The organism is Lyngbya sp. PCC 8106 (assembly GCF_000169095.1).
Lineage (GTDB): Bacteria > Cyanobacteriota > Cyanobacteriia > Cyanobacteriales > Microcoleaceae > Capilliphycus.
In genome coordinates, this window is the sequence record NZ_AAVU01000045.1 from 21912 (window position 1) to 48255 (window position 26344).

27 protein-coding genes are annotated in these 26344 nt (G+C 43.9%); 14 read left to right on the top strand and 13 right to left on the bottom strand.

The window, feature by feature from the left end; translation table 11 throughout:
* The first annotated feature begins 354 nt into the window (after nucleotides 1-354).
* The 6 genes from L8106_RS23655 (at nucleotide 355) to L8106_RS23680 (ending at nucleotide 6926) form a co-directional block, all read left to right on the top strand.
* Nucleotides 355-1497 carry a glycosyltransferase gene (locus L8106_RS23655; protein ID WP_009787016.1) on the top strand — a complete coding sequence of 381 codons (1143 nt, stop codon included), beginning with the start codon at nucleotides 355-357 and terminating at the stop codon, nucleotides 1495-1497.
* Nucleotides 1498-1751: 254 nt separating this feature from the next.
* Nucleotides 1752-2489, top strand: coding sequence for a sugar transferase (locus tag L8106_RS23660; RefSeq protein WP_039897080.1), 738 nt, complete (start codon nucleotides 1752-1754; stop codon nucleotides 2487-2489).
* Between the two features lie 533 nt (nucleotides 2490-3022).
* Nucleotides 3023-4051: a GDP-mannose 4,6-dehydratase gene (gene gmd / locus L8106_RS23665; protein ID WP_009787018.1), complete on the top strand. Its 1029-nt coding sequence runs from the start codon at nucleotides 3023-3025 to the stop codon at nucleotides 4049-4051.
* A 27-nt stretch (nucleotides 4052-4078) separates the two neighbouring features.
* Nucleotides 4079-5035: a GDP-L-fucose synthase gene (locus tag L8106_RS23670; protein WP_009787019.1), complete on the top strand. Its 957-nt coding sequence runs from the start codon at nucleotides 4079-4081 to the stop codon at nucleotides 5033-5035.
* Nucleotides 5036-5469: 434 nt separating this feature from the next.
* Complete coding sequence (locus tag L8106_RS23675) at nucleotides 5470-6096, top strand: 5-formyltetrahydrofolate cyclo-ligase (RefSeq protein WP_071941441.1); 627 nt, start codon at nucleotides 5470-5472, stop codon at nucleotides 6094-6096.
* On the top strand, nucleotides 6093-6926 hold the full coding sequence (locus tag L8106_RS23680; protein ID WP_009787021.1) for a carbohydrate ABC transporter permease: 834 nt from the start codon (nucleotides 6093-6095) through the stop codon (nucleotides 6924-6926). The genes L8106_RS23675 and L8106_RS23680 overlap by 4 nt, the downstream gene beginning before the upstream one ends.
* A gap of 28 nt (nucleotides 6927-6954) precedes the next feature.
* Here the strand turns inward: L8106_RS23680 and L8106_RS23685 are convergent, their stop codons facing one another.
* The 7 genes from L8106_RS23685 to glyA all read right to left on the bottom strand — a co-directional run bounded on the left by L8106_RS23685 (nucleotide 6955) and on the right by glyA (nucleotide 15785).
* On the bottom strand, nucleotides 6955-9480 hold the full coding sequence (locus tag L8106_RS23685; protein WP_039897081.1) for an HD family phosphohydrolase: 2526 nt from the start codon (nucleotides 9478-9480) through the stop codon (nucleotides 6955-6957).
* Nucleotides 9481-9655: 175 nt separating this feature from the next.
* Nucleotides 9656-10795: an ADP-ribosylglycohydrolase family protein gene (locus L8106_RS23690; RefSeq protein WP_009787023.1), complete on the bottom strand. Its 1140-nt coding sequence runs from the start codon at nucleotides 10793-10795 to the stop codon at nucleotides 9656-9658.
* Between the two features lie 12 nt (nucleotides 10796-10807).
* On the bottom strand, nucleotides 10808-11290 hold the full coding sequence (gene aroQ, locus L8106_RS23695) for a type II 3-dehydroquinate dehydratase (RefSeq protein ID WP_369749523.1): 483 nt from the start codon (nucleotides 11288-11290) through the stop codon (nucleotides 10808-10810).
* Between the two features lie 28 nt (nucleotides 11291-11318).
* Entirely contained in the window at nucleotides 11319-11462 is a 144-nt protein-coding gene (locus L8106_RS33195; RefSeq protein ID WP_009787025.1) for a hypothetical protein, read from the bottom strand.
* A gap of 282 nt (nucleotides 11463-11744) precedes the next feature.
* Nucleotides 11745-12998 carry a competence/damage-inducible protein A gene (locus tag L8106_RS23700; RefSeq protein WP_009787026.1) on the bottom strand — a complete coding sequence of 418 codons (1254 nt, stop codon included), beginning with the start codon at nucleotides 12996-12998 and terminating at the stop codon, nucleotides 11745-11747.
* 162 nt (nucleotides 12999-13160) lie between these two features.
* A complete protein-coding gene (locus tag L8106_RS23705) occupies nucleotides 13161-14216 on the bottom strand; it encodes a glycosyltransferase family 4 protein (protein WP_039897083.1) in 1056 nt (351 codons plus the stop codon).
* A gap of 285 nt (nucleotides 14217-14501) precedes the next feature.
* Nucleotides 14502-15785 carry a serine hydroxymethyltransferase gene (glyA, locus tag L8106_RS23710; protein WP_009787028.1) on the bottom strand — a complete coding sequence of 428 codons (1284 nt, stop codon included), beginning with the start codon at nucleotides 15783-15785 and terminating at the stop codon, nucleotides 14502-14504.
* 291 nt (nucleotides 15786-16076) lie between these two features.
* On the opposite strand from glyA, the gene L8106_RS23715 reads away from it, so the two are divergent.
* From L8106_RS23715 to L8106_RS23730, 5 genes are all read left to right on the top strand, one after another.
* Complete coding sequence (locus L8106_RS23715; protein WP_009787029.1) at nucleotides 16077-16274, top strand: hypothetical protein; 198 nt, start codon at nucleotides 16077-16079, stop codon at nucleotides 16272-16274.
* A 110-nt stretch (nucleotides 16275-16384) separates the two neighbouring features.
* Nucleotides 16385-16858, top strand: coding sequence for a Tic20 family protein (locus L8106_RS23720; RefSeq protein WP_039897093.1), 474 nt, complete (start codon nucleotides 16385-16387; stop codon nucleotides 16856-16858).
* A 118-nt stretch (nucleotides 16859-16976) separates the two neighbouring features.
* The gene (gene rpsF, locus L8106_RS23725; RefSeq protein WP_009787031.1) at nucleotides 16977-17336 is read left to right on the top strand and encodes a 30S ribosomal protein S6; all 360 of its coding nucleotides are present in this window, start codon (nucleotides 16977-16979) and stop codon (nucleotides 17334-17336) included.
* 17 nt (nucleotides 17337-17353) lie between these two features.
* Nucleotides 17354-17539: a hypothetical protein gene (locus L8106_RS32540; protein WP_156803806.1), complete on the top strand. Its 186-nt coding sequence runs from the start codon at nucleotides 17354-17356 to the stop codon at nucleotides 17537-17539.
* A gap of 223 nt (nucleotides 17540-17762) precedes the next feature.
* Nucleotides 17763-18326 (top strand): Npun_F5560 family protein, encoded by a 564-nt coding sequence (locus tag L8106_RS23730; RefSeq protein WP_009787032.1) that lies wholly within the window; start codon nucleotides 17763-17765, stop codon nucleotides 18324-18326.
* Between the two features lie 229 nt (nucleotides 18327-18555).
* On the opposite strand, the gene L8106_RS23735 is transcribed toward L8106_RS23730, so the two are convergent.
* Entirely contained in the window at nucleotides 18556-18900 is a 345-nt protein-coding gene (locus tag L8106_RS23735; RefSeq protein ID WP_009787033.1) for an STAS domain-containing protein, read from the bottom strand.
* A gap of 231 nt (nucleotides 18901-19131) precedes the next feature.
* On the opposite strand from L8106_RS23735, the gene L8106_RS23740 reads away from it, so the two are divergent.
* Nucleotides 19132-19752, top strand: coding sequence for a DedA family protein (locus L8106_RS23740; RefSeq protein ID WP_009787034.1), 621 nt, complete (start codon nucleotides 19132-19134; stop codon nucleotides 19750-19752).
* A 17-nt stretch (nucleotides 19753-19769) separates the two neighbouring features.
* Here L8106_RS23740 and L8106_RS23745 read toward each other — a convergent pair whose 3' ends face one another.
* The 5 genes from L8106_RS23745 to L8106_RS23765 all read right to left on the bottom strand — a co-directional run bounded on the left by L8106_RS23745 (nucleotide 19770) and on the right by L8106_RS23765 (nucleotide 24079).
* Complete coding sequence (locus tag L8106_RS23745; RefSeq protein ID WP_009787035.1) at nucleotides 19770-20387, bottom strand: RloB family protein; 618 nt, start codon at nucleotides 20385-20387, stop codon at nucleotides 19770-19772.
* A 20-nt stretch (nucleotides 20388-20407) separates the two neighbouring features.
* On the bottom strand, nucleotides 20408-21607 hold the full coding sequence (locus L8106_RS23750) for an ATP/GTP-binding protein (protein ID WP_009787036.1): 1200 nt from the start codon (nucleotides 21605-21607) through the stop codon (nucleotides 20408-20410).
* A gap of 12 nt (nucleotides 21608-21619) precedes the next feature.
* Nucleotides 21620-22570, bottom strand: a complete 951-nt coding sequence (locus L8106_RS23755) for a 1-acyl-sn-glycerol-3-phosphate acyltransferase (protein ID WP_009787037.1) — start codon at nucleotides 22568-22570, stop codon at nucleotides 21620-21622.
* Between the two features lie 182 nt (nucleotides 22571-22752).
* Nucleotides 22753-23451, bottom strand: coding sequence for a 1-acyl-sn-glycerol-3-phosphate acyltransferase (locus L8106_RS23760; RefSeq protein ID WP_009787038.1), 699 nt, complete (start codon nucleotides 23449-23451; stop codon nucleotides 22753-22755).
* 28 nt (nucleotides 23452-23479) lie between these two features.
* Nucleotides 23480-24079, bottom strand: a complete 600-nt coding sequence (locus L8106_RS23765; protein WP_009787039.1) for a sulfite oxidase-like oxidoreductase — start codon at nucleotides 24077-24079, stop codon at nucleotides 23480-23482.
* Between the two features lie 172 nt (nucleotides 24080-24251).
* Here L8106_RS23765 and L8106_RS23770 point away from each other — a divergent pair, with 172 nt between their 5' ends.
* Both L8106_RS23770 and ggt read left to right on the top strand, forming a co-directional pair.
* Nucleotides 24252-24485, top strand: coding sequence for a hypothetical protein (locus L8106_RS23770; RefSeq protein ID WP_009787040.1), 234 nt, complete (start codon nucleotides 24252-24254; stop codon nucleotides 24483-24485).
* 34 nt (nucleotides 24486-24519) lie between these two features.
* Entirely contained in the window at nucleotides 24520-26298 is a 1779-nt protein-coding gene (gene ggt, locus L8106_RS23775; RefSeq protein ID WP_009787041.1) for a gamma-glutamyltransferase, read from the top strand.
* Nucleotides 26299-26344: the final 46 nt, after the last annotated feature.

A 26344-nucleotide genomic window follows, 5' to 3' on the forward strand; every position in this document is an offset into this window, starting at 1 on the left:
TTGAGCTGCTCAACTAACATCACACCCCAATGTTGTTATTTTTACCCGGTCTGGAACGGATTACACAGTAGTTAAATGATCTCAAACAACGACTGACTTTAGTTTGAGCCAAATCAGTGACTTGTGGCTATTGTAGCAATTTAGCGAGCATTAAACCCTCGTTATACTGACGTGTTGATAAGAATTATTGAACCGATTCATAAGATCAATTAAACTATCTGGGCAGAATGTACAGTATTCTGTGTAATAAATTTCGCAGCAAAATTTGTCAGTCATCGTAGCTTGATCTGTACGATACGGTAATCGCTATGAGATATTGATGAATACGATCTCTAGCTTAAGCGTCCCCTAGCCGTGCCGTTAAAATACGCTCTCGTTCACGAATGGTTAACCCCGAAAGCAACAGGCGGATCTGAGCTGGTTGTGCGAGAAATTCTCAAACACATCGATGCAGATCTGTACGCTTTGATTGATTTTGAGTCGAGCAACCCTCAAAGTTACTTATTCAATCGTCTGATTGGCACAACATTTTTGCAACACTTCCCCCTGGCTCAAAATGGTGTTCAGAAATATCTGCCCTTGCTACCGTTAGCAATCGAACAATTGGATTTGCGAGCCTATGATGTGATTTTATCCTCATCCCACGCGGTTGCTAAAGGCGTGTTAACCAGTCCTGACCAACTGCATATCTGCTATTGTCATACGCCAATGCGCTATGCTTGGGACTTAACCTTTGATTATTTACAAAGCAGTTTGGCGGGTAGGGGGCCACAGGGGATGCTCACCCGGTACTTATTGCATCGGCTACGCCAGTGGGACGTGCTATCTGCCAATCGTGTAGACTATTTTATCGCCAACTCCCAACATACGCGGGCGCGGATTTGGCGATGCTATCGACGACACGCTAGAGTAATTTATCCTCCTGTGGATCTAGAGCGCTTTCAACTTCAGACGGAAAAGCAAGACTTTTATCTAACCGTTTGCCGTCTAGTGAGCTATAAAAAAATCTCCTTAATCGTGAACGCCTTCAATCAACTGGGGCGTCCACTGGTGGTGATTGGTACAGGCCCACAGTTAAATCAAATTAAAGAGATGGCCAAATCAAATGTGCAAGTGTTAGGTTGGCAACCCGATGAAATCGTTGAACAGTATATGTCACAGGCTAAAGCATTTGTCTATATGGCTTGTGAAGATCTAGGAATGGCTTTAATTGAGGCTCAAGCTTGTGGAACTCCCGTCATAGCTTATGGAGCAGGAGGAGCGCTCGAAACCGTTCGTGATCTTCGTCAATATCCGAACTCAGGAACGGGGTTGTTGTTTTCTCCTCAAACCGAGACCGCTTTAATCGAAGCAGTGCAGACGTTTGAGCAACTCAACAGCCAATTTGATCCCCAGAAGATACAATCCCATGTCACTCAGTTTGAGCGAAAACGCTTTGGACAGGAGTACCTGGAATTTGTAGAACGTTGTCAGAAAAAACAGTTTCCGAACATTTGACAACAGTATCTTGATAGAAGTCAATGTTCCGAAGAAGTCGCGTTCGGAAAAATTTGGCTAAAATGCTTGCATAATTGCGGATTCTGCTCAAAGCGAAAAGAATCAAGCGATCATGGGTTCCCGTTAAACTATTTTCGGGTACGCTCCCCCGAATGGCAATTGGACTAAAGACTTTCTTGCACCTTAATTTCGCGCGCAAGGTGTCTGGAAGCTTTATGATCAGGACTGTGTGTGGTGTGAATTGAAGGAGTAAGATGACTGCCAACAGCCAACTCATCTTCGGTAGGGGACTACGACGTGCGTTCACAAGGCGTAGTTTTGTCCCCCTAGTCCGGCAACATCCGGTTCGAGGCTTATCTGTTCTACAGAACCTCAACGGAGAGTTTTTCAAGCGATCGTTCGATATTTTGTTTTCGTTGTCGGTTCTGATCCTGTTTTCCCCAGTTTACTTGCTTCTGGCTCTGTTGATCTCGCTTAGTTCACCAGGGTCAGTGTTTTATGTACAGCAACGAGTGGGCAAGAACCGCAAGTCTTTTGACTGTATTAAGTTCAGAACAATGGTGACAAATGCTGATGAGATGTTGACCCAAATGATGGAGACATCCCCCCATCTGCGTCAAGAATTTCAGGACAATTTCAAACTGAAACACGACCCCCGAATTACCTGGATTGGTCATTTTTTACGAGTGACGAGTCTTGATGAGTTTCCTCAATTTTGGAATGTACTCAAAGGGGACATGAGCGTTGTCGGGCCAAGGCCTCTTGTTGCTGAAGAATTACACAAGTACGGGCGTCACATGGATAAAATTTTAACGATTAAACCCGGAATTACTGGCCTCTGGCAAGTTTCTGGGCGCAATGATATTCCCTATCCTCGACGAGTTCAGATTGATTTGTATTACGTGAATTTCAAAAATTTCTGGACTGACCTGTGGATTATAATTAAGACCATCGGTGTTGTCATTTTTCCCAAGAATAATGGAGCTTACTAAAGGGTGACAAAGATTCGTTGTCAGTCAATGCTACCGCTTTAACTCCCGTTCTCTAGTTTTCGCATTGTGCAGTCGGTTTTGGGCTAAGGTAGACATGAAATCAGCAGTGTTATCGCTTAACAATAGCCCCTCGCCCCTGATGCTCAAATCCCAAACTGAATTTTTGAAAATTTTCAGTCCGTTGAAAAGATGTCATCATCGGGGATTCTTGGCTGTAGTGATCGATTACCCGCTTAATTCTATCTGTATAGCACTACGCAAATTGGTTAGGACATTTCTAAATTCTGAAACCCTCTCAGGCGTGTGCATTCCTTGGCGGCTTACAAAGCCGCAGGGTCACACCGCTTTCATAGTCTGCTGTTCCCTGATCCGGTGTTCCCTATTCCCGATTCAAGTAGCGCTATACAATTCCGATTGCACTGGCGAGAAACTGGTCGTGACGAGATCCAAACATCAAGCTTGATCTCAATCACATCGCTGATCTGACCAGAGGAGGCAACATTGACTTACATTAACTCACAGAGAATATTGAGATGAACGAACGCAAGCGCGCCCTGATTACTGGAATTACGGGTCAAGATGGCTCTTACTTGAGTGAACTTTTGCTCGCCAAGGACTATGAAGTTCACGGCATTATTCGCCGAAGTTCATGTTTTAATACTGACCGGATTGATCATATCTACAAAGACCCTCACAACGAGGAGGCTCGTCTGTTTCTTCATTATGGAGACCTCACAGATGGGACAACTCTACGTCGTATCTTAGAAGAAGTTAAACCCGTTGAGATTTATAATCTCGGCGCTCAATCTCACGTTAGAGTGAGTTTTGACTCCCCTGAATATACGGTTGATGCCGTGGGAATGGGAACGTTACGGATTTTAGAAGCAATTCGCGACTACCAACATCGTACAGGGATTGAAGTTCGCTTTTATCAAGCGGGTTCTTCGGAGATGTTTGGAAAGGTACAGGAAGTTCCTCAAAAGGAAACAACACCGTTTTATCCCCGCAGTCCCTACGCCTGTGCTAAAGTTTATGCCCACTGGCAAACCGTTAACTATCGAGAATCCTACGATTTATTTGCCTGTAACGGTATTTTATTTAACCATGAGAGTCCTCGACGGGGTGAGACATTTGTAACCCGCAAAATTACCCGTGCATTGGCTCGAATTGCCAAGGGAATGCAGAAAGAGGTTTATCTCGGAAATCTCGATTCTAAGCGCGATTGGGGCTACGCTAAGGACTATGTGCGAGCCATGTGGTTGATGCTTCAGCAGGATGCCCCGGATGATTATGTCGTGGCGACCAATGAAACCCACTCGATTCGTGAGTTTCTCGATGTTGCCTTTAATTATGTCAACCTCGATTGGCATGATTACGTCAAGTTTGATGAACGTTATCTTCGTCCGGCAGAGGTGGAACTCTTAATTGGTGATCCCAGCAAAGCTAAACAAAAAATGGGCTGGGAACCTTCAGTGACGTTTGACCAGTTGGTGAAATTAATGGTGGATGCCGATATTCAAGCGTTGGAAAAATCTAAAAAGATCGCCCAGGGTTTTGACTAATCGTTTGTATATAATGAGGTTCAATCCATGAATACACTGGATTTACGAGATAAACGAATTGTTGTGACCGGAGGCGCGGGGTTTCTGGGTCGGCAAGTGATTGATCAGCTGCTCAAAGCCGGAGCGAATATAGATAAAATTTTGATTCCGCGATCGCAAGAGTATGATCTGTGTACGTTTGAAGCCTGTCAAAAGGTGGTTCAGGGTCAAGATATTATTATTCATTTGGCCGCTCATGTGGGTGGAATTGGTCTGAACCGAGAAAAACCTGCGGAACTGTTTTACGATAACTTGATGATGGGTACACAGCTTATTCATTGCGCCTATCAAGCCGGTGTCGAAAAGTTTGTCTGTGTGGGAACGATTTGTGCTTATCCGAAATTTACTCCCGTACCGTTTAAAGAAGATGATCTTTGGGAGGGTTATCCGGAGGAAACAAATGCTCCCTATGGGATTGCCAAGAAGGCTTTGCTCGTTCAATTGCAAGCCTATCGCCAACAATATAATTTTAATGGCATCTACTTGTTACCCGTCAATCTCTACGGCCCGGAAGATAATTTTGATCCCCGTAGTTCTCATGTGATTCCGGCTTTAATTCGTAAAGTTTATGAAGCTCAACAACGAGGGGATAAAAAACTTCCTGTTTGGGGTGATGGGAGTCCCAGTCGCGAGTTCCTTTATTCTACAGATGCGGCTCTGGGGATTGTGATGGCAACTCAAGATTACAATGAACCGGAGCCGGTGAATTTAGGGACAAACCAAGAAGTCAAAATTCGAGATTTGGTGGAAACTATCTGCGAATTAATGGGGTTTGAAGGGGAAATTGTTTGGGAAACCGATCAACCCAATGGTCAACCGCGTCGGTGCTTGGATACGCAACGGGCTAAAGAAAAGTTTGGATTTGTTGCGGAAGTGGATTTTAAACAGGGATTGAAAAATACCATTGATTGGTATCGTCAACACGCTGAACCGGTAGCAGTTTAAATCACTATCAACCCGGTTTCTCGAAAAGGCCGGGTTTTGAAGTTTCAGCTAGCATCTACATAAACTTTTCTGATTCTTGATTTCTGGCTTCAGCTTTTCTCAGTTCATAATTTTCAAGACTCAAGCTTTTCAGGGCGCATTTACACCCGATCTAGATGATCGATAGAGTCTATTAAGTATTTTTTAACTGATCTTTCAGGGTGCTAAAGTTAAACTAAACTCAGGCTGAATTATACTTTTTAAAATTGGGTAAATTCGTCTATTGTTGACCTGAAAAAATCTGGGTTTAGTCTCAATAAAAAGTCCTAAAAATCCAGTTGATCTAATGAGTAGAAAGTAGATTATTGTTTGGACTTCAAGAAAACTTTCAAATAGATTTCCACATTTAACGCTGGAAATTTATGATCAAACTAAAACTTAATCATTATAGTGTTATGATTCCAAAGATAGATCAAACCTCTATCAACCTCGTGAACCAACAGCAAACTCCACAAAGTAAAAATCAGCTTCGTCGAGAGTTACTGCACATTCGTCAGTCAATGTTAGCAGAAGATTGGCGAGAAAAGAGTGATCGCATTAGTTTTCATTTACAAGCTTCGTCTAGATTTCAACAAGCAAAAACAGTCTTAGCTTATGTTAGCTTTCGTCAAGAACCCGATCTGAGTCGTCTCTTTGCAGAAACCAGCAAAGAAGGAACAAAAATTTGGGGATTTCCAAGATGTGTTGAAAATGCTATGATTTGGCATGAATGGAAACCCGGCGAACTATTACAAACAGGGGCTTATGGAATTTGGGAACCTCACGCCGACTTACCCCTAATTTCACCGTCTCAAGTTGATTTAATTTTAGTTCCGGCTGTTGCTTGTGATCAGCGAGGATATCGTTTAGGATACGGTGGAGGATATTATGATCGGATGCTCAGTTCTCCTGAGTGGCAATCTATTCCAACGATAGGAATTGTATTTGATTTTGCTTATTTGACCGAGTTACCGATTGATAATTGGGATCAACCTTTAAATGAATGTTGTACAGAAGAAGGGTTGAAGTTGAATAATAAATGAACTTAAAATCACCAAGAATCAAGATATTTTGGAATTATTTACTGTTGAGTGTTATTGCTCTTTTGATGCTCTTTCCGTTGTTGTGGCTGATCAGTACAGCCTTTAAGTCAGGGAACGAAAATATCTTTCAATTTCCCCCGCAGCTTTTCCCTCGTGAACCGACTTTTGAGAATGTCATCAAAGTCTGGCAAACAAATCCTATGGGGCGTTATCTTGTCAATAGTATGATTGTGGCGAGTTTGACTGTCGAGTTAAATTTGTTATTCTGTGCGTTAGCCGCTTACCCCTTGGCGCGATTAGACTTTCGGGGACGAGATAGCATTTTCACCGCCATTATTGCCACAATTATGATCCCATTTCAAATTGTGATGATTCCCCTCTACGTCTTAACCGTCCAGTTAGGATTGAGAAATACTTATCTCGGGTTAATTTTTCCCAGTGTAGCTTCAGCATTTGGCATTTTTTTGTTGCGACAAGCCTTTTTGGGTGTACCCAAAGAACTCGAAGAAGCCGCCCGCATTGATGGATGTTCTGAACTGGGGATTTGGTGGCATATTATGCTTCCGGCTGTGCGACCTGCTTTAATAACATTAGCAATTTTTGTGTTTATCGGGTCTTGGAGTGACTTTCTTTGGCCGTTGCTGATCTTAGATCAACCCGAATACTACACCCTGCCTTTAGGAGTCGCCAAATTAGCCGGAACCTTCTCTTTTGATTGGCGTTTGGTGGCTGCGGGATCAGTGATTTCAATAGCACCCGTTTTATTATTATTTCTGTTACTCCAGCGCTATATAGTGCCAACAGATGCCGCAACAGGGGTCAAAGGATAATTCTAGTAACCTTTCCGTTTTCCGTGACTTATCGAGCCGAAAACACCCCTTTCGGATAAGCAATACGTTTGTGGTTGACTTGTTCCCAAACCCGCACAAAAACTTCAGCAATTTTTGCCATATCTTCTCGGCTGAGTCCAGAGTCTACCAATTGATTGTCTTGCCATCTCGCCCGGAGAATTTTATTCACCATTTGTAGAGCTTCTTCGTGGGTGGCATCTTTAAGACTTCGCAACGCCGCCTCACAAGAATCAGCCAACATCACAATTCCTGTTTCCTTCGACTGTGGACTTGGCCCATCATAGCGAAAATCTTCCTCCTTAACCGCAATTGTCGGATCTTCTTTTGCTCGTTGTTGAGCTTGATAATAGAAGTAGGCAATCAGCATTTTCCCTTGGTGTTCAGGAATAAAAGCTTGAATCGCCTTTGGTAAGCGACAACGACGTGCCATTGCCAACCCTTCACTCACGTGTTTTTTGATAATTCTGGCACTTTCCCAGGGATCATTAATTTCGTCGTGCTTATTCGGCCCTCCCATCTGATTTTCAATAAATCCGAGAGGATCGTGCATTTTCCCAATATCGTGATACAGAGTTCCCGTTCTCACCAGTTCTACATTACATCCCAAAGTTTGAGCCGCCGCTTCTGCGAGAGTAGCCACAAACATCGTATGTTGGAACGTGCCAGGAGCCTCCGTTGCCAAGCGCTTCAGCAGGGGTCGATTCGGGTTCGCCAGTTCCGCTAACCGAATGGGTGTAATTAAGTCAAAGACGTGTTCTAAATAAGGGCTTAATCCCAAAGCCACAACACTCCAAGCCAGCCCTTCGAGAACTTGTAAAACGACTTGGCGTAAGATAATAAACCAGATCGAACTCGCCGTTGTACCGACAACCGTTAGCGTCACCAGGAGATAAACAGTACCTTGAGCTAGACCAACCGCTCCCCCGAGTAAAGCCAGTTCTTCTCGCGATCGCAATTGTCCAGCCAGTAAGCTTCCCAGAAGTCCCCCCGCTGCACTCGCCAGCAGAGGAATCATCTCAATTTCCAGACCAATCGGAATCATCGCCGAGAGCAAACCTACAACAGTTACGCCCACCGCCGAACCATAGAAGCTACCTGCTAATAAACCCACTGCGGGTAAACCCGTGGAAGGGACTTTTAACATTACCAGCAAAGGTGTACTTAGAGTTAGTAGCAAGAGCAATAAATAGTCTCTGTGGCGAAGACTGGGCCGGAACCGCCTTCCCACAAATAAAACCACAACAACCGCCCCACTGACTAGAGTTGTAAAAGCCAGTAAACCTTTCCAATTAATGCCTCGTTCGCTCTTGTCAAAATGATCGAGCATCACGAACTCGCGTTGAGTAATTTTTTCGCCCTGACGAACAATCACATCGCCTTGACTAATCGTGACAACCACCGGATCAACACTTTGAGCGGCGAGTTCAGCCCGAGTCCGAGTGGAATCTCGATCTTCAATCAGATTAGTTCGCAAAGCGGTTGTGAGCAACTTCGCCGCAAAGTCTTGAGATTCGGTTGGTAGAGCGGTTTTGACCTGAATATTAACCGCTTGTTCTAAAATCTCGGTCGGTAATCCAGGGGCAATACCCTGACTCAGCATTTCCTTTGCCACTTGCCAGATCCCGACTTGAGTTCGCTCCCAAGTTTGATCGGACCAGTCGAGCAAAGACTGATTATAAAAGCTAGTTTTATCTGAGGGAAGCTGTTTAGAAAAGGTTGTATAGGCTTTAGCATAACGCTTGCGAGCATCATCGATATCTGTCACTAGAAGGGCAAACTCTTCGGGAGAGGCTCGTTTTCCATAACCTCGGAGTTGAGCAAATGCTTTCCAGCGCAGTTGATCGGTTCCTTCTTGTTGAGTTGATGAAAATTTGCCGCTATCGGTTGATAAGTTCCCAGAGGTACTTAAATTGAGTTGGGGTTGCACGGTTGTTTGTTCAACTTGCGCCAGTAATTCGTTCCATTGCCACTCTGGTATTCTTCGCAAGTAGGATTGGACATCTGTTGATAGAGTCCCTGAGTCAAGGAAGGGGAAGGGTTGAGCAAGATCTCTCACCACGTTACCCTGAGCAAGCACAGTTTCGATTCTCTGATTAATTTCTTCATTGACCAGGGGATTCGGCACCAAGACAGGAACAACGCCATAGAGAGCCTCTTTGCGTCTTTCCTCTGTGGTTTTCATATCGGTGAGTTCTGCATCGGTCGGCGCTAAAATCGTCTCAGGAGCCTCCCGGCCAACGGCGAGTTTGGGTTGGTTGTAGAAGCGAACACCCATCACTCCTGTTAGCGAAATAATCGCCAAAAACAGTAGTGCTGGAGAACCGGCTTGAGGAGACTTCGGTGATTTGCGCTTGAAGTTTTGAGAAGATGTCTGTTTGCCTTGAGACTCGTCAGACGACGATCCAGGTTGGCGTTGCTGCGAGCGATCCGAATTGCGATTTTCAGCCCGAGTCCCATTGACTCGCAACGACGAGCTGTGAGTACGGCTACGAAGCCGTTCAATCTGCCGTGTGATTAACTGGAACGTGTTCATCTATATCGAAGCTAGATTCTAGAGTGCAGCCGTGTCATATCAATTCTAGAGTACAGATTTCTGATTTTGGGATACGATCTTTGTGGACAATAACTCAATATACTGTACCAATCTGAGTGTTCTTGACTGGGTAAACCCTTTCACCTTCAGGGATTTACGAATCTTGGCTAGGTTTTTAGAACTGACGTGGATGAATTACATTGGGCGCAGCCACAGCCAGGGTTGAATCTGTTTCCAAGAATGGATTTGCTGTATTATAAACCCCAGACCAAACTGCGAATAGCTCTGTTGCCTTTTGGAGAGTTTCTCCGACTGACTGTTTCCGGCTCTTCGCTGGGGTTTCTGCCGAAATTATCGGTGAAGATGAAGTTGTTGTTGTTTGAAGTTGCAGTCGCCAAGAGAGGGGAAAGCTAGAAATACTGTTGTAAGCTCCAGACAATGCTCCGGTGAGTATACTTACAATTGGAGTTAATGGATCCATCTCAACGGTTCGCAACAAGGCGATCGCTGGATTGTGGGGTGTACTGACAAAGCTGTAAAATGCAAGGGCTATCGGTGTTGTATCTTGTGAACCGACCCAGCTCTTTTCTGTTTTAGAGTAAATCGCGAGTTCCTGAGAATTTTTGAGCAGCAACTCTCGAGCTGTTTCTAAACTGACCCTTTGTTCTACTAAGCTCTGAACCTGTTGCAACTGCTGATGCAAATCGATTTGCGGATCTAAATAATTCAGGAGAGTGGGAATCAAAGTTTGGGGATCAAGTTCTTCCTTTAATGCCAATGCGATCGCGGAGTTAAAGGCAATGACAGCCTGTTCTAAAACCTCACAGGAGGGGGATTCTTGCCAAACTTGTATGCCTTGCTGTAGTTGCTGCTGAAGTTGAGCGGGTTGCTCGTGAAATAATAAGGTGATTGGTACTGTTGCTACAGCGACTTCTGCCACGGATTTTGGACGGGTGCGAGCTAAATTGCTCTCCTCTTTAACCCCGGAGGGTGACGATTGCTGCTCTTGTTGCCATTTCTGCCAACTCTGATTCCAATCGACTCGTTCTAATCCCTGGCATCGAATCAGGCTACGAGTCATTTGAATCACAAGACTCTCGCAGTCGCTTGAAGTGAATTGTTCATCCTTCCCCTCGGATTCACATCCTTTCAACTGATGCTGCTTTAAGTTTAGCAAAATTTGGGAACCGTGATTCTCTTTTTGGGGAGAAGCCCCTGAGAGGAAGACAGATTTTTCGGGGGGCAATCTTAATCTACTGCCAAAGGACAAACCTGCCATTGCTCCTTGAAACCGACTGAGCAATGAGTATTGCATCGATTACTCTCCTTACTCAGCCTTGGCTTGAGAAGACACATCTCTCTCTCGCTGCATGGTCTGTCGTAGATATCGGACTAGAGCTTGCAGTCCCAGAATATAGCTGTCTGCACCAAAGCCACTGATTTGTCCTAAAACAACGGGTGCAATATAGGAGTGATGCCGGAACGTTTCACGACGATAGATGTTACTCAAATGCACTTCTACCGTCGGAAGCCCTACTGCTGCGATAGCATCTCGGATCGCAATACTGGTGTGCGTGTAAGCTCCTGCATTAAGGATTATGCCCTGACTTTGGTTTTGTGCTGAATGAATAGCATCAACCAGGACTCCTTCTGAGTTAGACTGCAAAAACGAAACTGCAAACTGATGAACCTGCGCCTCTTGCTGCAAGCACTGATTAATTTCTGCTAGTGTTACGGTTCCATAAATTCCAGGTTCTCGCTGACCCAAAAGATTGAGATTTGGGCCGTGCAGCACCAAAATACTGGGCAACTTTAATACTTCCTGCAAAAGCTTAATCCTAAGACTTGCGGCGACGTCGAAGATCATCGACTGGAACCGGAATTGGCTCGACTTCCGGATGAGTTTGAGGGCCAAGTAATGCTTCTATCACTTCACGCGCCCACTCTTTCAATTTTTCCAGCACTTTTTCAATGTATTCCATTGCAAAAATGGCTCCTTGCTGTACACCGATTACAACTTAACAAATGGAGTTTATTTCTAGCTGAGACAGACACTACCATGGGTAAGTCAGTGGGTCTAACCTAAATAAACTCTACAAAATTGAAACTTATTCGGATATAAATATATCCTAAATCATTCAATTATTTGTATCTCCCTTATCATAACGAATCTTCACATATTTGTGCAAGATTACTCACAAAGATCGAAAATGCTAATCAGTCTCTGCCCCTCACCCAACACAAATTAATCAATAGAGGGAATCTCATGGGGATAAAAGCTGACGTCGTAACACATCAAGCGCAGAACTTGCACTGACTCGCTGAATCCATTCTCGCCCCCGTGCCTGACCAAATAGAAACTTATTACTTGTTGCTTGTCCATCTGGCCCGGCTAAACCCATATACACTAATCCCACCGGCTTCGTTTCCGTCCCCCCACCTGGCCCCGCAATTCCGGTAATACTCAAGCCCCAAGTTGTGTTGAGTTGAGATCGCACACCTATAGCCATTTGTTGAGCAACACTCTCACTCACCGCTCCCCACTGTTCAAGATCCTGAGGATCAACCCCCAGTAAAGCCGTTTTTACCCCATTCTCATAAGCAATAATTCCGCCGCGAAAATAGCTTGAACTTCCCGCAACACTGGTAATCATCTGACCCAATCCTCCACCCGTACAGGATTCAGCCACAGCTAAAGTTGAATGGGTTTGTTGTAAAAGTTGACCGACGACTGAGGCGAGGGTGTCCTGGTCACGACCATAATAGTCTAAACCCGCAATATCTTTGATTTGCTGTTCAATCGGAGTAATAAGCTGTTCAGCCGCTTCTGGAGACTCAGCCCGAGCCGAAATTCTCAGCTTAACTTCTCCATAATTGGCGTAAGGCGCAACGGTGGGATTGGTTAAATTGAGGTAAGCAGAGACTTTTTCTGCTAAAGCCGACTCAGCCACCCCCCAAAACCTGAGTGTGTGACTGCAAATCATCTCTTGACACCATCCCTGACTTTGCAAATAGGGAACGGCGATTTCGTGCCACATTTGCTTCATTTCCGCTGGAACACCGGGAAACGTCAGAATGGTCAGTTTGTCGGAACGAGGTTGCCAAATAATCCCCGGAGCGCTACCAATGGGATTGGTGAGAATCTCTGCCCCTTGAGGAATTAAAGCTTGCTTATGATTACTCGGTGACATCGTTCGTCCCCGTTGAGCAAACTTTTGGCGAATGTCGGCAATAATTTCGGGTCGTTCGATCAGGGGAACCCCAAAAAAATCGGCAATGGTTTCCACCGTCAGGTCATCAGGCGTTGGCCCCAAACCCCCTGTGAAAATCAGGAGTTGAGCGCGTTGTGAAGCGATCGCAATCACTTGTTTGAGGCGTTCTCGGTTATCGCCGACGACCGTTTGATAATAGTGAGCAATCCCCAACTCAGCAAGCTGTTTACCCAAAAACTGAGCATTGCTATTGAGGATATCACCAAGTAGGAGTTCAGTTCCGACACAGATAATTTCAGCAGTCATTCCCCGATTATTCCGTTATGGGTTCGCTATTTTCATTGTCTCAAAAGAGTGCGTTAGAGGGAACAGTGTTTACAGTCACTCATTACCAGTGTTTTCAGGAGACAGGGGACAGGGTACAGTATTTACTCTTACCTCTTGCCAGATGAGCTGTTGCCTGTTGCCTTACTTTGCGTGTTTTAAGGCTTTCCAACTGGTATATCCGAGTAAACCTGTCGCCCCGAGTGCATAAATCAAACCACTGGGAAGACCTGAAAATGCCAAAGCTAAACTCCCCACCCACAAAGTCAAAGAGTAGATAAATAAAACCGTCAAACGTTGGGAGAGTCCCGCTTGTAGTAGTCGATGATGCAAATGGCGCTGATCAGCGATAAAGGGAGATTTACCATGACGCAGCCGATCCAAGATTACCGCCGACATATCCAAAATCGGCACCGCTAAAATAATGTAGGGCATTAAAACCGAAGTAACAACGGTTGTTTTTACCAGGCCAATCACCCCGACTGCTGCTAACGTAAAGCCGAGAAAATAGGAACCGCCATCTCCCATAAAAATTTGAGCGGGATTAAAGTTATAGCGTAAAAACCCTAACGCGCCTCCAGCTAAAGCTGCCGCAATTAAAGCCGCCGCAGGTTGATCCATTTGCAGACTGACAACAAGCATCACCAGTGCGGCAATACCAGAAACTCCTGCTGCTAAACCGTCTAAGCCATCGATCCAGTTAATGGCGTTTGCCATCCCGACTAACCAAACAACGGTAATGGGTAGACTCCACCAACCCACATGAACTAATCCGACAAATGGAATCGTGAGAAACTCGATATTAACTCCTACCATCCAAGCTAGACTGGCAACGGTCATTTGTAGGATCAGGCGAGTCAGAGGGGAAAGGCTAAACAGATCATCTGCTAAACCAATTAAAAAGAAGGCTAAACCCCCAACTGTAACTCCCCAAATTTCATATTCCTGTTCTACGCCTAAAGGCTGGCCGTGGGCATCAATAAAGCCTCCTGACCACCAAACAACCAGTAAACCGATCAGAGTACCGAGATAAATCGAAATACCGCCTAGACGAACCATTGGACGTTGGTGAACTTTGCGATCGCTGGGTAGATCGACACGTCCACTTTTGATGCCCATTGTCTTGACGACGGGTGTCGTTCCCAGGACAACAAGTGCAGAGACGAGAAACACGAGCAGATGGTACAGATGGAGAGGCATCTGAAGTTATGGGGGTGCAAGACATTGTGCAGACAAAAAGCAAACGCTCTACAGAGGTGATCAAGACCGCGATCGCAGATCAACGGACAATATTGCACTCTGAGAGGATTGAGTGTTGCTTTTCGTGATCGGCTTTAAAAAAAATAAAGCGTCAGGCAGAGTCTACTACATTTCTGCTCGTTTCTACCAGAGATCTCTAAATTGAACTTCTCATTTAACAAGGAGCGAAGGAAAAGGGGCCAGTCAACCCACTCCACTTTTGCTCCTTGCTGACTCATTGAATATTTAAGCTAAAGCGGGGACTTTGGCTGTGAGATGAGGATAGAGGGGAAACGCTGTACAGAGGGACTGTATTCGTTGACGACAGCTACTCGCAACGGCTTCGTCTTCGGGTTTGATCAGTCGATCTGCGATGATTTCGCCAATTTCGGTAAACTCTGTTGTTCCCATTCCTCGGGTTGTCATCGCTGGAGATCCGAGTCGTAGGCCACTGGTGACAAAGGGAGACTCTGGATCAAAGGGAACGGTATTTTTATTGGCGGTAATATTGACTTCACTAACGAGTTTATCGGCTTGTTTTCCAGTCATACTCACAGAACGCAAGTCAACTAACATGACGTGATTATCGGTGCCGCCCGAGACGATTTTCAAGCCGCGTTTTTGTAACTGAGTGGCTAAGGCTTGAGCATTTTCAATCACTTGTCCAGAATAAGCCTTAAACTCGGGTTTTAGCGCTTCTCCAAAAGCAACGGCTTTTCCGGCAATTACGTGTTCGAGGGGGCCACCTTGACTACCGGGGAAAACGGCTTTATCGAATTTTTTGCCAAGATCGGGATCGCGAGTGAGAATTAAACCCCCCCGAGGGCCTCGTAGGGTTTTGTGAGTAGTGGTTGTGACGACATCACAATAGGGAATAGGGTTCGGGTGATGTCCGCTCGCGACTAACCCGGCAATATGAGCAATATCGGCGAGTAAGTAGGCTCCGACTTCCGAAGCGATCGCTCTAAATTTGTCAAACTCAATGATGCGAGAATAGGCAGAATAGCCACAGACGATCAATTTGGGTTGATGCTGTTTGGCGAGTTGGAGAATTTGGTCATAGTCGAGGCGTTCGTTGTCGGGACTGACGCCATAATGACAGGCTTTGAACCATTTCCCGGAGACGTTGACGGGGGAACCGTGGGTTAGATGTCCGCCATGAGATAAGTCCATTCCCATGATCGTATCACCGGGTTCTAGCAAGGCTAAGAAGACGGCAAAGTTGGCTTGAGCGCCGGAATGAGGCTGAACGTTTGCATGAGCAGCACCAAAGAGTTCTTTGGCTCGATCAATTGCCAATTGTTCGATAGTGTCTATAAACTCGCAACCGCCATAGTAACGTTTTCTGGGTAATCCTTCTGCATATTTATTAGTCAGAACTGATCCCTGAGCAGCCATGACTGCGGCTGATGTAAAGTTTTCACTGGCAATTAATTCTAGGTGATCTCGCTGACGTTGTAGTTCGTGTTGAATCCCTTCGGCGATGATCGGATCGCTTTGGGCTAGGATGTCTAAGTTAGTATCGCTCACAGTCGCTTTCCTCAGATTGCAGATCGGAATATTTCAGGGAGAGTCGGCGATCCAGAAGTGAGAGGTTTCCCAATGGGTAAATCTTTTGAATTGCGTTTACGGATTCGGGAGTTCTCTTTCTTTGATTCGTGACTCTATGAACTTAAAGATCATAACGTTGTTTGTCTCATTGTTCTAGGAGTGAAGTTCTTGACAGAAATGTTAAGTTGTGATCAGATTCCTGAGTCTCCCTCGAGTCTTGGAATACAATTGGAAGGGCAAAGACGGAATCTGTTGGAGGGATAAGATCAGATGTTAGTGATTTTGATGGAGAACCAACTTCTCGAACCGCAGCGAGTTTGTCAAGGTTGTCCGCTTTCTGATCGAAGTGGTCAGCCTCGGTGGAGAGGGGGACAACTCAGTTGTGGTCATCCGGTTGGCAAAACGACAGAAAATCTTCCGAGTCAATATGAATGTCAGATGGGTTTTAGAATTGCCAATATTGAATAGAAGTTTAAGCAATACTTTAAATACTGAGGAGAAATATTCTTGAAACTCTGCGCTATCCTGAGTTTAGAGGCAATTTAATGATTGATGAACAATACTCAGGAGAACAAATTATGACGTGGCGTGGCGAAACAACGATTCGGGATCGAATTTTTTCGGCTTTACCTTATTTACTTCCTTTAATGTATGGGTTAGAGTTTGGTCGTTTTTTATTTGCCCAATTTCCCATACTCACTATTATTCTGATTCCCCTAGCCCCTTTAATGTCAATCTACCAAACAGTTCCTTTTATCGGTTTGGTGATTTTCTTTGCTTTGTTTTTGCTGGTGGTGCGAAATCAAAATATTCCTCACTTTATTCGCTTCAACGCGATGCAGGCGATTTTGCTTGACATTATTATCGTTTTATGTAGTATCATTCTGGGCGTTTTGGGTGGTGGACTGCAAGGCTTTATCCTAGAGACGATCTACAATATGCTATTTTTGGGAATTTTAGCGGCAGTTATTTATTCGGTGGTGCAGTCGCTTCGCGGACATTATGCAGAGATCCCAACGATCTCGGATGCGGTTTATATGCAGGTTCCCTAACGGGGAAATATTCGCACTGAGATCCGGTCGGGTGATCTGTCTTTCGGTATTGTAGAATTGAAAAGTTCCTTGCTTCTAAAAGCTTAGAAGCCTAATAGCCCATGAGGAGATTTTCTCAATGAAAGAATTTGTTTACGAAACGATGTATATTCTACGTCCGGACTTGATCGATGAACAGGTTGATGTTGCGATCGCTAAATATCAAGACTTGTTACAAGAACAGGGCGGACAGAATATTCAGATTCAAAATTTAGGTAAGCGTCGTCTGGCTTATGAGATTGACAATCACCGAGAAGGGGTTTACGTTCTAATGAACTATGATGGCCCCGGTCATCAAATTGCAGTCATGGAAAGGGCAATGCGGATCAGTGACGATGTTATTCGTTATTTGACGACAAAGCAACCTGCTTTACCTGTAGAGGCAACAACAGAAGTGGCTGAACCTGAACCCGAGGAAGTCTCTAAAGCACCGGAATAGCAACAGAGATAGGGAGCTTGCGATGTGAAGACAGGCAGGCTCTCTGCAAAACTCGATCGGCGTTTCTTGATGCGCGATCGCTGAAGTTAGGATTTTATCGACTCGGTTACTCGGCAAAGATCAAAGGAGTTCGGGGTAAACTTGCACCTCAGCAAAAATCTGGTATTTTAGTCTGTTATAAGGAAGTGATTTCTTTTGGATAAAATATTCTAGAAGTCATTGCACACAAGCCCAAACAAGCCCAAACTGAGGTCAGAATCAAGTCACAGATTATTTTGCCTGAAAATAAAGTAGTCTACTGTGACCTTTGATCAAAGGTAAATTTCTGACTTACCCGGTCACGTTTGAGTCTGTTTTTGCCCTGGGGCTTGTGAAGATATTTAAGATAGGTATGGCATAAAGTTTATATTTGAGGAGCAGTCCGCCATGGTCAGTCAATCTAACAAACCGACTCAACAAGATTTACAAGCTGAAATTACTCGTCTCAACGAGGAGCTGAAAATGCGCGATCAGCTCGTCCAACAACTGTCTCAAGAACTGTTTCGGTTGGTCAAGGGAAATACGGGCTTGATGCCGACTCCCGAACTCTCTGAACACCAACAGGTTCAACTGCGATCATTGCGAGAACAACTGCAAGATGTCGAACAGCAGGTGAAGTTTTATCAAGACCAAATTTCTGAGCGAGATGGGGAAGTTTATCAACTGCGCCAGTCGGTTCAGGAATTAACTGATCGCTCTCGGATGCTTGAACAAGTTGTTCAAGAACTCCCTGGTGTCTATCGCCAGAAGTTCTCAGAGCGTCTCCAAGAGGTGATGGAGAAAGTGGAAGCACTACAACGAGAAAACCGCCAACTTCATGCAGAACTCCAAAGTGTTAGCTACCGTCTGGCTCAAAAGAGTCGTCGTCCCAGTGGTTTGGATCTTCCCAGTTTTCAAGGCGGAAACTCTGGTGGCTCTGGTGTTGACTTTCCGAGCTTTAAGAATGCTTGAAATCGGTTAATTGTGTTAATTCTATCCCCAATTCAAGTCTTTAAGTTTTTGAGGATAGAGGATTTACAAATTCAACGACAAAAATCTAACTCCTGCTGTCAGTGTTGATAGTGCAGGAGTTTTGTTACTTCTTGATCTATTTGACTGGGCAATAGTAGGCAAATTTTTTCTGAGGAGAACTCTCACCCATTCACACGGTTTACAAAGTATCTAGAGGTGAGAGAAAACCCTATGCTGAAAGCAATTCGGAGTCAGTTGAGAATACCGCTTCTAACTCATCAAAGACTTCAAAGACTCGATCGAGTTGGGTAATCTCCAAAATCAGTTTAACCGTTGCAGAAGGATGACAAAGCACTAAACGAGATCCTTGTCTGCGAGCCGACTTGAGGGCTGTTACCAATGCACCCAACCCAGAACTATCGATAAACTCGACTGCCGCCAAATCAATTACCCACAGTCGAGAATGTTCTGCTGAGATAGCTAATACTTGCTCTTTGAGAGCATTCCCCCCTTGCAAGTCCAAGCGAGGCTGAGACTGAAGTACAATATGCTGCGGACATTCTGCTAATTTCATAACTTATCACTCCCCAAGGATTATCATGTAAAACATCTTAGCTGACTTGTTTCCAATTCACCTTATCCTGTTTTTGACCAGGTAATTCTGATAAAAGTTTCAACACCTTGAAAACGGACTTTTCCCGACGACTCGGGATGATCCCTCTATTCTACTCGGGAGGACAGATTTCCGCCATCAAGATAATATAGAAGTATAAAGCTTTGCAAAAAAATATGAAGGCAGCATTGAATGTCTTTTGAGATTGTATCATTGGAAACAATTCAGGAAATTGCTCATCAGTATGGCTACTGGGCTGTTTTCGTGGGAATTGCTTTAGAAAATGCCGGAATTCCCCTTCCTGGAGAGACGATCACTTTGGTGGGAGGTTTCCTCGCCGGGAGTGGTGAACTCGACTATTGGTTTGTACTCGGTTGGGCGATCGCCGGGGCGATACTGGGGGACAATTGCGGATATTGGATTGGTCGCTGGAGAGGTTGGCCATTTTTACTGGCGATTGGTAAACTGTTTCGAGTTCAAGAAACCAAACTTACAGAAGTCAAAAATCAGTTTAGCCGCAACGCTGCTAAAGCCGTATTTTTAGGTCGGTTTGTGGCATTATTGCGAATTTTCGCAGGGCCATTGGCAGGGATTGCCCGAATGCCCTACTGGAAGTTCTTGCTGTGTAATACTGCCGGGGCTGCAACTTGGGCTTCTGTGATGGTCAGTTTATCATTTTTTGTCGGTCAAGTTGTTCCGCTTGAACAATTGGTGTCTGGGGTGGCAAAATTTGCGGTTATTGCTTTAATTTTGGTTGTCGCTTGGGTGGTTATTCCGATTTGGTGGGAATCTCGCCAAGCAGATAATCTCTAGAGAATCTTGAATCAATTTTAGTGGACAATAAATCGATTTAATTGTTCAACCAATAAATGAACGGTTGTTGAGGGGTTGTCTCGTACAGGATGAAGGGAAGGATACTGGGTGAGTAGCTTTTTAGCATTACGAATGGCATCCGGTTGTCGGCTTTTTAATTCTTCGTAAATCGTCTCACTATTTTTCTGATAGCGATGATCGAGTAACTGACTCAACATCCGTTTATATTCACGGCGAGGAATAGCTGTATCATAAAAATTGAAGTGTAACAAATACCAAATTTCAAAGCCTTCATTTGAGTAGGCTATATTAATATTATTTTTCCCAGCCAATTCTATCGCCCGATTAAATTTTTGGGCGGGAAAGGAATCTCGATCAAACACACACCAAACTTGATCATAGTTTCCTTCTTGTTTTAATAAAAGGGCTTTGCGAACAATTCCTAATGTATTGTCTCCCATTCCGTAAATATCTAAACATTCTTCAGGTATCGGAAAACTTTTAAAATAATTAGGTTCTGTTTTTTCACCTTCACAGACAATCAAAAATCGTTCAAATTTTAAATCTCTAATTGCTACTTTTCGTTCTAAATAGCCTCGTTTTCCGGTTTGAGAACCTCCTTGTTGATAGTGCATCAGGCTAGTTTGAGTTCGATTTACAACGGAATTCCGCCATATTTCCCTAAGAGATAATCTTGATCATAAGAACTATCATTTTTGATTTTGAATTCGGCTAAAGCATATAACTCTGTTTGGCTAATTTGATTTTTAATGTCTCTAGTCGTGAACCAAATCTGATCGCGTCTAAAGAGTTTGGGAGTGAGTAAACTGGTATCATAGGCGGTGAAAATGAGTTGTGCATTTTGGGGGTTGGTTTCTCGCTGATGAAATAACTCAATAATTGTTTTGGTAATCAACGGATGTAAATTGAGATCGAGTGAATCTATCCAGATGACTTGGCCAGAGTTTAAAGCTTCAACTAAAATTATAGCGAGTTGTAACAGTTTTTGAGTTCCAAGGGACTCCTCTTGATATAAATCAAAGGTTTGCGATGAAGTTTGCTGTCTTTGTTGATCATAACTAGAACGAATGATTTTCACGACTGGCTGATTGGTTTTTTGGTCTAAAAAGGGTTCAATTTCAATCGCATCAATTCCAAGATTAAATCGTTTTAAAAATTGGATAATTTGGTCTTGATACTGAGTATTTTCCCAAGATTTTATAGTTTTAGCGTTGATCAAGTTTGGAAAAAAACTTGGAATAATTTTGAGATTGTGATGAAACCATTTCCAGATTTCTTGCATAATTTCGATGTGAAATTGATCGGTAAAAGAGAGGAGTAAATTATGGGGTTTGATTTGGGGAGTGAGTTCAGGAATTGTGGGGAAAGGCGGGAAAAATTCAAACTGATTGAGTTCTCGTTTTAATAGGGGTACTTCTTGATGTTCAGGAACGTAGTATAACCATTCTGCAATTACTTCTTCTGAGTAGATTTCAAAGCCGTAGCGATAAATTATTTTTTCAATTAAAATGACAATTTCAAATCGAGAAGGTTGGTTGATGGTTTTGGAGTTGAGACGAAACGGTTGAATTGGAAAGATAGAGTTGATAGCAGTGTCTTGAACAGAGTTCAAAACCCAATGAGTCATCAAGTTTAAAGCTTTAATTAGATTCGTTTTTCCACTTCCATTCTCACCATAAATTATAGCCGTTTTAAGTAAACTTAGTTGATCATCGATTTTAACACGATTGTTGCGGAGTTTTTTGTGAGGAAGTGGGATTTTAGCAGTGACTAAACTAAACGTGACAATATCTTGAAACGAGAGATAATTTCCAACACTAAACTCAATCAGCATTCAAAACTCCATTTACCACAACATATGATTGAGAAAATCACTAAATAACTTAAGTTCATCAGGTTCTTGATAATTTTGAGGTAATAAATCAAAAATAGCAGCTTCTAGAGTCTCTAAAGCAATTTTTATATCTTTGGGTTTAGGTCGATTAATTTGCGGAAAAGTGAGAGGTTGACCAAAACGAATCGTCAGTTCTTTGTATAAATAAAGATTTCTTGTGCCAATAATTCCCACGGGTACAATCGGAACTCCTGTTTTTAACGCATAGATCACTGTTCCTCGTTTTAGAGGTAAAAATAATTGACCTTCTTGAAATCCTAATCGTCCTTCTGGAAAGATAATGATACCTTTTTTTTGGGCAAAAACTCCTTGGACAATCTGATCTAATCGACGTAAACTTTGAATTGAGTTTCCTTTGGGAACGTCTTGTTCAATGGCTGCGGCTAATTCAGTTAAATTTTTCTCTCCGGCTTTCGCTGCTTCTAAGACTGCTATTTCTTCTTTCCAAATCCGTTCGAGGGGAATTGTTCCCCCACTAAATCGCAAAAATAACCGTTTCCAGAACTTATTGTAAAGACTGCGAGCATCACCTAAAATATAATAATAGGGTTGATCGGGAATTTCGGATAAAATCAAGAAGGGATCGATATGACTGAGGTGATTGGGCGCGATGATCACAGGCTGTTTGGGTAAGCGATCGAGAGATTCAACTTTAACGCGAAATAAACTATGAATGACAGTGTGAATCAATAGCCAACGTATCCAACCTCGTAGTTTTAGGTTAGATTTGTTCTGAATAAAAGCTTCAGTTTGATGTAAGGATTTCTCAACAATCGCTTCAGCCTTCAGCAACTGGGCGGCTTCTAAACCCTGTCGGGCGCGTTTAATTGTCTCTGGTGTTAAGGGAGGTAATACAAAGGGCTGATTGTTGGACTGAGATTGAGCAGAAACATTGGTATTCATGTAATAGAATACGAGAAGATAAGATGAGTTTTTTTGTAGCTTAAATTATCACGATAGACAGGGAAAAGAAAGAGTTACAATTAAAGGTCAATATGGGTATCGATTGTCATCCTCTGTTCCTGTTTTAAGGTGAATATATTTTAGCATAAAATAGCTTACCCGAGTAGGCTTTTAATCAACGGTCACAGCAGTTCAGACGGAGGTTGATGTAAGGCTTGAAGTGCTTCTTTTAAATCAGTTGTTAAGTGTCGAGTTGCTTTTTTAATCGAATCCTCTTGATATTCCCTCACATTCAAAGGAGAACCAATATTTACCCAAACCTTACACCCTATTGGGGGGGGTGCGGGATGTTGATAATAAATACTAACTGGAACAATTGTTACACTCAAATCTGACTGTTCAGAAACTGCTTGCAAGGCAATTCTCGCAACTCCGGGCTGAATTTTATCAATTTGATTATCCTCGATAATATACCCTTCAGGAAACAAAACCAGAACCTTTTGGCTTTGCAGCAATTTAACACTATAGCGAATACTAGAAGTGGTCGGACGAGTTCGATCAATCGGAAACCCCCCCAAACGTCGGACAAACCACCCTTGTATGCCTTTCGTTTGATTTAATAACACCATATAATACAGATCCCAGCCTGTGACGTTTCGACCTGCGGCATAGGCTAAAATAATCGGGTCCCACCGAGATCGATGAGTTGGGGCTAAAATCACCGCCCCAGACTGGGGTAAATGTTCCTGTCCATTCACCTCAATTCGGCCAAAATAAATCGGTAAAATCAGATGACTCAACAGCGAATAAGCCAGAGGAGTCAGCCACGGTGAAATCTCTGACTTTATCCCGATTGAATCGGTTTCGGAGGCGTTTGACATGACTTCTTCTAAAGAGTCTTGAGGATTGTTAAAATAAACCGCTATAGCGTTCTTCTGCCCAAGGTTCGCCCCGTTTGTGATAACCGTTGCGTTCCCAAAATCCTAGCGCTTCTTCGTTTATAAACTCTAACCCGTTAATCCATTTTGCACTTTTCCACGCATACAGATGAGGAACGACTAAACGTAACGGGCCACCATGATCAGCGCTTAAAGGTTCATCAAACAGGGTATGGGCAAAAAAGTTTTCTTCTCGCAGGAAATCTTCTAGGGCGATATTTGTAGTGTAGCCTCCATAGCAATGTTCCATAATATGAACCGCTTGAGGATCGACTTCAACCTGCTTCATAAAGTCAGTGACTTTAATTCCTCGCCAGGTGACATCTAGCTTTGACCAACGAGTTACACAGTGGAAATCAGCCGTAAATTCACTTTGAGGCATTGCCATCAGATCAGACCAAGAAAAGGTCTTGGGTGTGGCTAAACCCCAAACTTTAAATTCCCAGTCTTCTGTGCGAATTTCGGGCGTATCTCCGTAGGTGAGGACGGGAAATCCTTTGGCAAGGTACTGACCCGGAGGAACGCGATCACTTTGTTCGGGTTCGGGCTTCTGAAAAAATTTGCCTAGCATTGCTTTGACTCAATAGCAATCTTGATGCAATGTTCAGTATATCGCACAGTCTGGGAAACTTTTCATCCGCTTCCGAGGTCTAGACTTTTTGACTTGTGACGTTAAGTTAATATGACAATCTTGGGAGTCGTCTACTATACTGTGATGAGTCTAATGTTAAGAAATAAGAACTATGACTACACAATTTATCATTCCTCTCGTCATTTGCTGTCTAGCTGTTTGGGTGAGTTTGGGCGATCCTCTCGGAACCCCTGAAGAACTACCCCGTTTGCTTTCAGGGGTTATTGGGATCGTCTGCGGAGTTTGGTTTTTTGTTGTCGCCCCTTGGGTACTCCAACTCAGTTTGATGGTAATGCTTCTCATCTCTAGCAACTTTTTCCTGGGAGATGGTTTTAAGGTAAGATAAACACTGCATAAATTGCAGAGGATGTTAAGATTCGGTGCAACTTCAGCCTAGAATCGCTCGATTGCTTTGGTATCCGCGACTTTTCCAAAGTTTTATTTGTTTGTTGATTATTATTATTTGGGCAACTGGGTGTCAATCTCAACTTAAAGTTGCCGAGTCTCCACGCAGTCAACTGGGTATGGTGGTTTCTGCCGATCCGTTGGCGAGTCAAGCAGGAATTGACATACTAAAACAGGGCGGTAACGCCGTTGATGCGGCTGTAGCGACAACTTTTGCGATCTCTGTTGTTGAGCCATTTTCTGCTGGAATTGGGGGAGGTGGGTTTTTGTTAGTGGGTTTTCCTCCAACGACACCGCAAGCTGAGGACTCTTACGACATTCAAGCCCTTGATTTCCGAGAACGGGCGCCGAAAGCCGCAACACGGGATATGTACCTTGATGACGCAGGAAAGGTTCAACCGAGATCGAGTTTAGATGGACATCTCGCCGCAGGGATACCGGGAACAGTTGCAGGACTTTACACCGTACATCAATATTATGGAAATTTACCCTGGGCGACGGTGGTTTCCCCTGCAATTCGGTTGGCTGAAGATGGATTTCCGGTGAGTGATTATTTTGTGCGATCAGTTAAACGCCGTCAAGATGTGATTAATAATAATCCCGCAGCGAAGGCGATTTTTACTCGCAATGGGGAACCCTATCAGCCGGGAGAGGTTTTAATTCAGCAGGATTTAGCAACAACATTAAAAAGAATTGCTGAAGATCCCAATAGTTTTTATCGGGGAGAAATTGCCGAAGCGATCGCCGCAGATATGGCAAAAAATGGCGGTTTAATGACGTTGGATGATTTAAAAGCTTATACTCCCATTTGGCGTAAACCTGTTTGTGGAGAATTTCGCGAGACTCAAGTGTGTTCAATGCCTCCGCCTTCTTCGGGGGGTGTGCATTTGGTTCAGATTTTAAATATGATCGGCGATACTAACTTAAAACGTTGGGGAAGACAAAACCCCGACACGTTGCATTTATTAGCCGAAGCGATGCGAATTGCTTATGCAGATCGGGCGACTTATTTGGGCGATCCAGATTTTGTGACGGTACCTGTAGAAGCCTTAACGAGTTTGGCTTATGCTAACCAACAGCGTCAAGCAATTAATATGAAAAAAGCGAGGAATTCAACTCAGGTGAAACCTGTTGATGAAGCGACTTTACAGCGTTATCTTTGGGAGTCTCCGCAAACGAGTCATTTAACGGTTGTGGATAATGAACGGAATGTGGTGAGTTTGACGTTTACCATCAATGGGAGTTTTGGCGCTGCTGTGGTTGCAGAAGGGACGGGAATTGTTTTAAATAATGAGATGGATGATTTTGCAGTCGCGCCTGGTGTTCCCAATTTATATGGGTTGGTGGGGGGAGAAGCTAATGCGATCGCCCCGTTGAAAACACCGTTATCGAGTATGAGTCCGGTTATTGTCACCAAAGATGGAGAGTTCGTGATGGCGGGAGGTTCACCGGGAGGAAGTACGATTATTACGACTGCATTACAACTGGTATTAAATGTAGTTGAGTTTGATATGAATGCAGGTGAAGCGGTATCAGAACCCCGAATACACCATCAATGGCTACCCGATAAATTAATTGTTGAAAAAGGGAGAATGAAGCCTGCAACGTTAGATAAATTGCGGCGTCGCGGACATAATCTTGATGAATGGGACGGTTGGGGTAATGCTAATTTAATTCGAGTCACGTCAAACGGAATGTTAGAAGGGGCGGCTGATCCGAGGCGAGAAGGGGCGGCTATTGGGCTTGATAATTAAAAGTTAGAGACATTTCCCGTAACTCCTCTGTTGCGAAAATACGGGA

Bases quoted from the DNA above. Each gene is read 5' to 3' on its own strand.
- L8106_RS23660 (WP_039897080.1), top strand. From the start codon at position 1,752: ATGACTGCCAACAGCCAACTCATCTTCGGTAGGGGACTACGACGTGCG.
- gmd (WP_009787018.1), top strand. From the start codon at position 3,023: ATGAACGAACGCAAGCGCGCCCTGATTACTGGAATTACGGGTCAAGAT.
- L8106_RS23670 (WP_009787019.1), top strand. From the start codon at position 4,079: ATGAATACACTGGATTTACGAGATAAACGAATTGTTGTGACCGGAGGC.
- L8106_RS23675 (WP_071941441.1), top strand. From the start codon at position 5,470: ATGATTCCAAAGATAGATCAAACCTCTATCAACCTCGTGAACCAACAG.
- L8106_RS23680 (WP_009787021.1), top strand. From the start codon at position 6,093: ATGAACTTAAAATCACCAAGAATCAAGATATTTTGGAATTATTTACTG.
- L8106_RS23685 (WP_039897081.1), bottom strand. From the start codon at position 9,480: ATGAACACGTTCCAGTTAATCACACGGCAGATTGAACGGCTTCGTAGC.
- L8106_RS23690 (WP_009787023.1), bottom strand. From the start codon at position 10,795: ATGCAATACTCATTGCTCAGTCGGTTTCAAGGAGCAATGGCAGGTTTG.
- L8106_RS33195 (WP_009787025.1), bottom strand. From the start codon at position 11,462: ATGGAATACATTGAAAAAGTGCTGGAAAAATTGAAAGAGTGGGCGCGT.
- L8106_RS23700 (WP_009787026.1), bottom strand. From the start codon at position 12,998: ATGACTGCTGAAATTATCTGTGTCGGAACTGAACTCCTACTTGGTGAT.
- L8106_RS23705 (WP_039897083.1), bottom strand. From the start codon at position 14,216: ATGCCTCTCCATCTGTACCATCTGCTCGTGTTTCTCGTCTCTGCACTT.
- L8106_RS23715 (WP_009787029.1), top strand. From the start codon at position 16,077: ATGTTAGTGATTTTGATGGAGAACCAACTTCTCGAACCGCAGCGAGTT.
- L8106_RS23720 (WP_039897093.1), top strand. From the start codon at position 16,385: ATGACGTGGCGTGGCGAAACAACGATTCGGGATCGAATTTTTTCGGCT.
- rpsF (WP_009787031.1), top strand. From the start codon at position 16,977: ATGAAAGAATTTGTTTACGAAACGATGTATATTCTACGTCCGGACTTG.
- L8106_RS23730 (WP_009787032.1), top strand. From the start codon at position 17,763: ATGGTCAGTCAATCTAACAAACCGACTCAACAAGATTTACAAGCTGAA.
- L8106_RS23735 (WP_009787033.1), bottom strand. From the start codon at position 18,900: ATGAAATTAGCAGAATGTCCGCAGCATATTGTACTTCAGTCTCAGCCT.
- L8106_RS23740 (WP_009787034.1), top strand. From the start codon at position 19,132: ATGTCTTTTGAGATTGTATCATTGGAAACAATTCAGGAAATTGCTCAT.
- L8106_RS23745 (WP_009787035.1), bottom strand. From the start codon at position 20,387: ATGCACTATCAACAAGGAGGTTCTCAAACCGGAAAACGAGGCTATTTA.
- L8106_RS23750 (WP_009787036.1), bottom strand. From the start codon at position 21,607: ATGCTGATTGAGTTTAGTGTTGGAAATTATCTCTCGTTTCAAGATATT.
- L8106_RS23755 (WP_009787037.1), bottom strand. From the start codon at position 22,570: ATGAATACCAATGTTTCTGCTCAATCTCAGTCCAACAATCAGCCCTTT.
- L8106_RS23760 (WP_009787038.1), bottom strand. From the start codon at position 23,451: ATGTCAAACGCCTCCGAAACCGATTCAATCGGGATAAAGTCAGAGATT.
- L8106_RS23765 (WP_009787039.1), bottom strand. From the start codon at position 24,079: ATGCTAGGCAAATTTTTTCAGAAGCCCGAACCCGAACAAAGTGATCGC.
- L8106_RS23770 (WP_009787040.1), top strand. From the start codon at position 24,252: ATGACTACACAATTTATCATTCCTCTCGTCATTTGCTGTCTAGCTGTT.